Source organism: Candidatus Chordibacter forsetii (assembly GCF_964187505.1).
Taxonomy (GTDB): Bacteria; Verrucomicrobiota; Verrucomicrobiia; order Opitutales; family Seribacteraceae; genus Chordibacter; species Chordibacter forsetii.
On sequence record NZ_CAXLML010000014.1, the window covers coordinates 1 to 8,946 of the forward strand.

The window sequence follows — 8,946 nt, forward strand, 5'->3', positions numbered from 1 at the left end:
TCCCATGCGGGATTTTAACACCTCGGACCTGCATCCTCCGCAAAACCCACAAGCCCCAGTCAACCAATCCAGTTTTGTCGAAAATCCCATAACTTTACCCCCGGCCAAGCCTGCTTTTATTTGGTATCGAACCAGGGGAACCCCCGAGTTTAGCATCCTTCGTGGGGGCGGTCGAACCGCCTGTGCTGGGCCGGTCTTTCATTATAATTCTAAACTTAAGAGCGAAACCAAACTCCCCAAGCACTTTGATAACTGCCTATTTATTTACGAGTGGACCCGTAACTGGGTCTTTACTGCCCGGCTCGATAAAAACGAAGAATTGGTAGATCTTGAACCTTTTATGCCGGATCATTCTTTCATTCGTCCCATCGATATGGAATTTGGACCCGATGGCGCACTTTATCTAATTGAGTATGGAACAACCTGGGGGAAAAACGAAAATGCCAAACTTGTTCGCATTGATTATATCCGAGGAAACCGTCCGCCTGTAGCCAAAATCTCCGCCGACCAAACCGCCGGGAAAGCACCCCTTACTATTAAATTATCCAGCGAAGGATCCATGGATCCGGATGACGGGGATTCTTTAACCTATGAATGGCGAAAGCTTCCAGGGGATGGATCTATTCTATCTAAAGAAGCCAACCCCACCCTGACTTTGCAGGATTTCGGGAATGTGCAAATCTCTTTAACCATACTCGATAGAAACGGAGCAATGGATGTGAAAACCATACCCATCTCAGTCGGAAACGGCCCCCCCACCGTAAAAATTATTTCTCCTCAAGATGGTGACTTTTTTGAATTTGGAAAACCCATAGAGTGGTTGGTTGAAGTAAGCGACGAGGAAGATGCATCCATCAACCCCAAGCGGATCAAAGTAGCTCACCAAGTCGTTTCTGCGCAATCCAACAACCAACCATCTAATTTACTAATTGAGACTCACCCTGGATTAAGCTCAATGAAAGCAAGTGACTGCTTTAATTGTCACTCCGTGGAACAGCAACTGGTCGGCCCATCCTTCTCGGCTATCTCGCTAAAATACGAGGGAGTAAAAAAAGCAAGAAATGAAGCCGCACAAAGAATAGTCAATGGTTCATCCGGTGTATGGGGGCAAATACCGATGATGCCTCACCCCCAGCACAGTATTAAAGTTGCCCGGGAAATGGTTGATTGGATTTTTGCCCTGGGTCAGGAAGAGGATACTGTACAAAGGGGAAATTCTGGAACCCTCATCGTTCATAAGCCAAGCGATGCCAAAAAGGCTAACCGCTCCCTTTTACTTCTCGAAGCAAGTTATGTGGATAGCGGTGCCCTCCCCGTTGCTCCCCTAAGTGGATCACAGCTCATCCAACTAAGAACCAGAGACTTGCCAGGTATTGTAGCAGATTCCCATCAAGGCCTGAAACTTTCCGAGAAAGAGGTTGGTCACATCGGGCATGGATCCTATCTGTGTTACCAAGGGATTAACCTCACTGATATTCGTCAGATAATAGCCTATGTCGCCAGTGCCGGAACCGGAGGAGAAATCCAGCTTCGGCTCGGCTCAATGGATGGCCAACTGATTGGTAAAGTCGAGGTAACCCCGAATGGCAGTTGGTCCGAGTATTTCGACCAACCCATCAACATTAGCCCAACCTCAGGCAGACATGACCTATATGTTTGTTTCGATAAACCTGGTGTTCGGAGCGGAATGATGAACCTTGCTTCTCTCTCATTCCGTTAGCCGGTACCTCCGATTCTGCCTCTACAAATTTAGCCCATTTTCAAATTTCTACTTGGATAAATTACCCCAAACCAATAGCTTTACACTTGTAAATTTAAATGCGTATTTACTTCCACATTCTCTTTTTTGTTCTGGCTTCCTTCTGCCAGGCAGCCTTGGACTTTAATCGGGATGTCCGTCCCATCCTCTCCGATAAATGTTTTGCCTGCCACGGCCCTGACGAAGAGGGGCGCAAGGCGGACCTCAGACTAGATATTGAATCGGAGGCGAAGAATGATGAACTGATGGCGATTGTAGCCGGCAGTCCGGAGGATAGTGAGATGGTTTATCGTATTCATTCCGGGGAGGAAGATGAGCTGATGCCCCCGCCCGAGATCGGAAAACCTCTGACCAAAAAAGAAAAACAAATCCTCGAACAGTGGATAAAAGAAGGTGCCAAATGGGCGGACCACTGGGCCTATGTTCCTCCAGTTGATCATCCCACTCCCGAGGTAAAGGACAAGCAATGGTCGACTCACTGGATTGACCCATTCGCTCTCGCAGACATCGAAAAAAGAAATTTCCGACCCGCCAAAGAGGCCGACCCCGTCACCCTCGTACGCCGTTTGCACTTCGATTTGACCGGCCTGCCTCCAGCACCCGAGGTGGTTCAGTCCTTTGCATCCGATCCATCCGAAAAAGCCTATTCCCGGATAATCGAAGACCTCCTCGGCTCTCCCCACTTTGGCGAACGCCTCGCCACCTACTGGCTGGACCTGGTGCGTTATGCGGACACCGTCGGGTACCACGGAGATCAACCCCACAATATATCGCCCTACCGCGACTGGGTCATCCAAGCATTTAATAACAACATACCCTTTGACCAGTTTACCCGGGAGCAGTTGGCCGGCGATCTCCTCCCCGGTTCCACCACCCAGCAAAAAGTGGCATCCGGTTACAACCGACTCCTGCAGACTACCCATGAGGGAGGCCTGCAACTCAAGGAGTACGACGCGATCTATGCCGCCGACCGGGTACGCAATGTTTCAGAAGTATGGATGGGGGCGACCGTCGGCTGTGCCCAATGCCATGACCACAAGTATGACCCTTACACCATCAAGGATCACTATGCCCTCGCTTCCTTCTTTTCCGATCTGGGTGACCGTGGTTTTAATGGAAACTCCTTACCCACCAAGCGGCCTCCAGAAATCCAAATCTTTAGCCCGGAGCAGCAGGCAAGAATTGATAGTCTTACCCAAGAAATCACCATGGCACTACCCCGAGAAATCGTATTGGGAATTAACGCTCTCGACCACAACCGTACCCAATTTACCAGCCAACTTAAAAAAGCGAAAAACAATAAGAAGGCACCATGGAAAAAGAAGCTCGCCGAACTCGAAACCAAATATCTTGAGCTAACCGATCAAGCTAGCATCGACCGCTACCGTAAATTAGTAGGCAAAAAGAAAAAAGTGGAAAATCAAGGTATTTGGACCATGGTTTCCCGGGCGGTTAAACCTCGTACTATGCGGGTTCTCCCGAGAGGAAACTGGATGGACGATAGCGGGCCGGTTGTATTGCCTTCCGTACCAAAATTTCTTGGAAGCATTCAATCCGATAAAGAAAGACTGTCCCGACTCGACCTCGCTAACTGGCTTACGGACACCGAGAACGGGATTGGTCTGATCAACGCCCGAGTGCTTGCCAACCGTCTATGGTATCTCTTTTTCGGTAAAGGCCTGGCACCGGACCTCACCGACTTTGGTGGACAGGGCACCCCGCCGGAACACCCCGAATTGCTCGACCGGCTAGCGCTCTCGCTTGTCGAAAAAAAGTGGAACCTCAAGGTCTTCATCAAGGATATTCTTCTTAGTAGAACCTACCGGCAAGCCACCCTACCCCCTGCTGGCTATCAAAGCTATCAGATCGCCCGCCGCCTACCCGCTGAGTTCGTACGCGACAACACTCTTGCGATTAGCGGATTACTTGTCCCCACCATCGGAGGCCCCAGTGTAAAACCCATGCAACCTGCCGGCTACTATCGTCACCTTAATTTCCCCCCAAGAAAATACCAGACCGACAAAGGAAAGTCTCTTTGGCGCCGTGGACTCTATGTACATTGGCAAAGACAGTTTCTCCATCCTATGCTTAAGGCATTCGATGCCCCGAGTCGTGAGGAGTGCTCCGCTGAACGCCCACAGTCCAACACCCCCCTAGCTGCCCTTGTTCTGCTCAATGACCCCACCTTTCTAGAAGCGGCTAAGTTCTTTGCTAAAAAGATTGTCAGCAGTGGAGGCTCCAGCATTAAAGAGCGCCTGACCTATGCTTTCCGCCAGGCTCTCTCAAGACCTCCGGATGCCTTTGAACAAAAAACTTTGGCCGCACTATTTGACTCTCAAGTACCAAGTACCGAGGAAGACTGGACTCCGGTGGCCCGGGCCGTACTTAATCTCGCTGAAACCAATTTAAGACGATGAATCCACTATTCTCCGCCAACCATATCAACCGCCGAGCCTTTCTTGCCGGTTCGGGCCTTAGCCTGGGTAGTGCTGCCCTCAATTCACTCATAGCAAAAGATTCCGGTAAACCTAGCTTCCTTTTACCCAAGGCAAAAGCGAAACGGGTCATCTTTCTTTGTATGGCTGGAGGTCCATCCCACTTGGAAACCTTCGACTACAAACCCAAACTTGATGAACTACACGGGCAACCAATGCCCGAGTCTTTCACCAAGGGACAGCCCATCGCTCAACTACAGGGCAAAGAACTAAAAGTTCAGGGACATCTTACCAAATTCAAAAAGTACGGGCAAGGTGGGCAGTATGTCAGTGACTACCTTCCATGGACGGCAAAGATGGCCGACGATATATCGATCATTCGCTCGATGGTCACCGAGCAGATCAACCACGATCCCGCTCATACTTTCATGAACACGGGCACTGCAATCAGCGGACGTCCCTCCATGGGCTCGTGGATTAATTATGGACTTGGCAGCGAAGCCGAGGATCTGCCGGGTTTTGTGGTGATGACCAGTGTGGGCGGGCGCAATCCCCAACCCATCGCATCCCGCCAATGGTCGGCCGGTTTTCTTCCCAGTAAATTTCAGGGTGTGGAGTTTAATTCCACGGGCGATCCGGTTCACTATGTGCGAAACCCAAAGGGCGTCAGTTCAAGTCACCAAAAAAAATTAGTCGATGCAATCACTGCCCTGGACCGCCACCGCAACCAGGCAATTAACGATCCGGAGACCGATACTCGAATAGCCGCTTATGAAATGGCTTTTAAAATGCAAACCTCGGTGCCTGAACTGATGGATGTTTCAAATGAGCCCCAGCATATTTTAGATATGTACGGTGCCACACCCGGGGATGGTTCCTACGCATCAAATTGCCTGCTCGCAAGAAAGCTTGCTGAACAAGGCGTTCGTTTCATTCATCTTTACCACCGGGGCTGGGACCACCACGGCGGTTTGGAAAAGTACATGGGCACCTGTTGTGGCCTAACCGACAAACCTACATGGGCCCTAATTCAAGACCTTAAACAACGGGGCATGCTTGATGATACCTTAGTAGTTTGGGGCGGAGAATTTGGTAGAACCCCGATGTACCAAGGGAAGGGTGAAATCGGTCGTGATCATCATATCAAGGGCTTTTCCATGTGGATGGCGGGAGGAGGAACCAAGGGAGGCTTTGGATACGGCGAGACCGATGAACTTGGATACCATGCAACTAAGAACAAGGTTCATGTTCACGACCTCCACGCCACCATGCTTCACTTACTTGGGATCAAACACGAGTTCTTCACCGTAAAGCATCAGGGATTGGATTGGAAACTCACCGGGGTGGATCACTCCCATGTTGTAAAAGATCTGATTGCTTAGGTTCTAAACCATGCCCTCTCCTCGCTTTCGCCAGACCTTTCTCTTGGTCTTGTGCACGATTACTTGGTCCTCTCTTCTTGGAGGCAAAGAATCCGCCGATTTATTGGTTAAGGATGAGTACCAAAAAATGGTCTGCACAACTCTTTCAGACCTAGAAGGTTTTGCAACTGGACCGCAGGCAAGAGTTGGGCTTTACGGTGGATGGAAAGAAATACGACACGAGGGAACTGGGTTTTACAGGATCGAAAAAATATCGGGACGCTGGTGGACAGTTGATCCCGAGGGATATCCAATGATTTGCATGGGAGTCAACTCCGTCAGTCCGGAGGACGGTGGACCCGATACCTTAGCTAATGAGCAGACTCTGCTTTGGGGAAAAGATGCCACCGGCAAGTTACGTAAATTTGGATTCAATACCGCAGGATCTTGGTCCTCCTCGGATGTGATTCGGAAACTGGACCGGCCCGTCTCTTACTGCCTGCGCTGGAATGTTTCCTCCCACTACCGTAACGATCGTAAAAAGAGGCATGCGGCTACCGGAGAATACCCAGTCCTCTACCCTTTCGACCCCAAATTTGAATCCTTTTGCGAACGACTTTTTGAGAAAGCTCGCATTACCAATGATGATCCTTGGCTCTTCGGACACTTCTCCGATAACGAACTGCCCTTCCGGGAAAAAGGCATTGTCGAGCTCTACCTTTCCCACCCCAAGGATGACCCCAATCATCTGGCTGCCCACAAGTTTCTCCAGGACCGCAAGGTAAAGAAAGCAGGATGGAAAGAAGACCGGGATTTCCTCGAATTGGTGGTGGATACCTATTACCGCAAGGTTACAAGTGCCCTGAAAAAAAACGACCCCAACCACCTCTACCTCGGCACTCGCTTACATGGACGGGCTCTTCAATCCGAGCAGATTTTCGTGGCTGCGGGCAAGTATGCCGATGTCATCTCGGTCAATTACTACCATCGTTGGACTCCGGAAAAGGAACGGATCGAAAACTGGTCTGCTCTGGCCGGCAAGCCCATCCTGATCACCGAATGGTATGCCATGGCCGAGGATAGCGACCTACCTGTTGACGAATTTGGGGCTGGCTTCCCAGTGCGTACTCAGGCAGATCGGGCTAAATTTTACCAGCATTTTAGCCTAGGCCTTTTGCAAATTCCTTCCTGTATCGGGTGGCACTGGTTTAAGTACCGAGACTCACGGAACAACGCCGGGATCGTCGACAAGGAAAGTAAAGCCTACGATGTCCTTTGGAAATCGATGAAGCAAATTCACCACCAAGCTTACTCTTTGGTCAACTACTTCGACCATCAGCAAGAAAACAACATAGAATAAAAAATATGATCAGATTTTTCTTACTTCCTGCGTTCTTGATTAGTGCTCAAATCTTTGGGGACCAACCCAATGTAATCATTATCCTCACCGATGACCAGGGTTGGGGTGATGTAGGCTACAACAACCCAAAGGTGTACACCCCTAATATCGATAAACTCGCCAATAGTGGTGCTCTGTTCACCAACCACTATGTCATGGCTCAATGTACTCCCACCCGAGCGGCCCTGATGACCGGCAGGTACCCCAGCCGGTTCGGCCCCCATGCCACAGCTGCCAGCACCAAGCCAGCCTTCCCCAAAGGCACACCGACCATTGCTTCGATGCTCAAATCACAAGGATACGACACCTGCCTGTCGGGGAAATGGCACTTGGGCAGCTCACCTGATCATGGGCCCAACTATTTTGGGTTTGATCAAAGTTATGGCTGTCTTTCCGGAGCCGTTGGAAACTACAACCACGGTTACCGCAAGGGCCCTCTTTTTCATACCTGGCACCGTAATCATGAATTAATTGAAGGCAGTGAGAACGGGGTCCATACAACCCAGCTGATCACCGATGATGCCATTCGTTTCATTCGGGAAAAAAGAGACAATCCTTTCTTTCTCTATTTGCCCTACACCGCCGTACACACCCCTTTGGATGAACGGGGGAAATTTTATGATCAACCGACCCAACTGGATCGGCGAAACCCAAACCGCTGGAAAAATGAAAGTGACATCCCCTGGTTTAATGACCCCCTCGGGAAAATTCAGCAGGAACAGGACCCGGAAAAAAGATTGTTCCTCGCCGCCCTTCATCATTTGGATCATGCCATCGGTCGGGTCATCGATACCCTGAAAGGTCAAAATCTCTACGACCACACCCTAATACTTTTTTCATCCGACAACGGTCCACAAGTCAATTGGCCGGGCAACGCCTACCCCGATGACCTTAAACTTACCGATTTCAATCAACCCATTCCGATGAGAGGAAGTAAAATAGATGTCTATGAAGGAGGGATCAAGGTGCCTGGGTTTGCGGTATGGCCCAAAAAAATAAAGCCTCAACAAATCGGTACCCCCATGCACATCGTGGACTGGTTTCCCACAATTGCTCAGTTGGTTGGATTCCAAAGAACCAACTCGTTCTCCTGGGATGGGTTTGATCAGTCCCCCAGCATTCTAAGCGGTGCTAAATCTCCTGAACGCGACTTCTACTGGGTACAGGGCAACCGTCGAAGGGCTCTCCGGTATGGTAGTTGGAAGATCGTGTGCTACTCCAAAAAAAACCCAAAAAAACCATCCGACTGGTCTTTGTATAACCTCAGCAATGATCCATTGGAAAAAGAAAATGTAGCCTCAATGAACCCAAAAGTTCTCGCCCAAATGCATGGGCGCTTCATTGAACATCGAACCTTAGATAAAACCCGCTAGAACATCCTATTCTCAAGGTTTATATTGCTCTGCAGTTTTTGGACATGCGTTGATATTTTAAGCATTAAATCGTTCACTCACTCCCTCAAGTCTTGACCTGGAAACCCAGAGCAGAAGATAATTGAGTCATGGCTATTCTTTTAAATATCTTTTTCGTAATCTCCTGCTTTCATTTTGCATGGGGAACCCAAAGCAAAAAGCCAAATATCTTGTTTCTCTTTGCTGATGATCAAAGCTATGAAACTTTAGGGATGCTTGGGTTGACCGAGATAAAAACTCCGAACCTTGATCGACTGGCTAAAGAGGGAGCTTTCTTTGACCGGGCTTACAATATGGGTTCATGGAGCGGAGCTGTCTGCGTGGCCAGTCGTCACATGTTAAACACCGGAGCTTTTATCTGGCGGGCTCACAAAACCCATAAGACTGCAAATAAGGAACAAAAAGAAGGAAGATACTGGTCGAAGTATATGAGCTCCGCTGGTTACAAAACCTACTTCACTGGTAAATGGCATCTACCTGCCAAGATAAACGAATGTTTCGACATTGTACAAAATCCACGTGGCGGAATGCCCAAGACAGTTCCATCCGCTTACCAACGTCCCCAGGCAAATGGGGAGGA

6 protein-coding genes are annotated in these 8,946 nt (G+C 49.4%); all 6 read left to right on the forward strand.

Annotated elements, in window-relative coordinates; all coding sequences use genetic code 11:
- A partial coding sequence (locus tag ACKPQ4_RS00440; RefSeq protein ID WP_407679238.1) for a carbohydrate-binding protein occupies positions 1-1,720 on the forward strand: 1,720 nt, incomplete at its 5' end.
- A 98-nt stretch (positions 1,721-1,818) separates the two neighbouring features.
- Complete coding sequence (locus ACKPQ4_RS00445) at positions 1,819-4,176, forward strand: PSD1 and planctomycete cytochrome C domain-containing protein (protein WP_407679239.1); 2,358 nt, start codon at positions 1,819-1,821, stop codon at positions 4,174-4,176.
- Entirely contained in the window at positions 4,173-5,576 is a 1,404-nt protein-coding gene (locus ACKPQ4_RS00450; RefSeq protein ID WP_407679240.1) for a DUF1501 domain-containing protein, read from the forward strand. The genes ACKPQ4_RS00445 and ACKPQ4_RS00450 overlap by 4 nt, the downstream gene beginning before the upstream one ends.
- Before the next feature lie 10 nt (positions 5,577-5,586).
- Complete coding sequence (locus ACKPQ4_RS00455; protein ID WP_407679241.1) at positions 5,587-6,915, forward strand: hypothetical protein; 1,329 nt, start codon at positions 5,587-5,589, stop codon at positions 6,913-6,915.
- Positions 6,916-6,920: 5 nt separating this feature from the next.
- Positions 6,921-8,327 carry a sulfatase family protein gene (locus ACKPQ4_RS00460; protein ID WP_407679242.1) on the forward strand — a complete coding sequence of 469 codons (1,407 nt, stop codon included), beginning with the start codon at positions 6,921-6,923 and terminating at the stop codon, positions 8,325-8,327.
- A 128-nt stretch (positions 8,328-8,455) separates the two neighbouring features.
- Positions 8,456-8,946: sulfatase-like hydrolase/transferase (locus ACKPQ4_RS00465; protein WP_407679243.1), on the forward strand; the 491-nt coding region annotated here is incomplete at its 3' end.

Bases quoted from the DNA above. Each gene is read 5' to 3' on its own strand.
- ACKPQ4_RS00445 (WP_407679239.1), top strand. From the start codon at position 1,819: ATGCGTATTTACTTCCACATTCTCTTTTTTGTTCTGGCTTCCTTCTGC.
- ACKPQ4_RS00450 (WP_407679240.1), top strand. From the start codon at position 4,173: ATGAATCCACTATTCTCCGCCAACCATATCAACCGCCGAGCCTTTCTT.
- ACKPQ4_RS00455 (WP_407679241.1), top strand. From the start codon at position 5,587: ATGCCCTCTCCTCGCTTTCGCCAGACCTTTCTCTTGGTCTTGTGCACG.
- ACKPQ4_RS00460 (WP_407679242.1), top strand. From the start codon at position 6,921: ATGATCAGATTTTTCTTACTTCCTGCGTTCTTGATTAGTGCTCAAATC.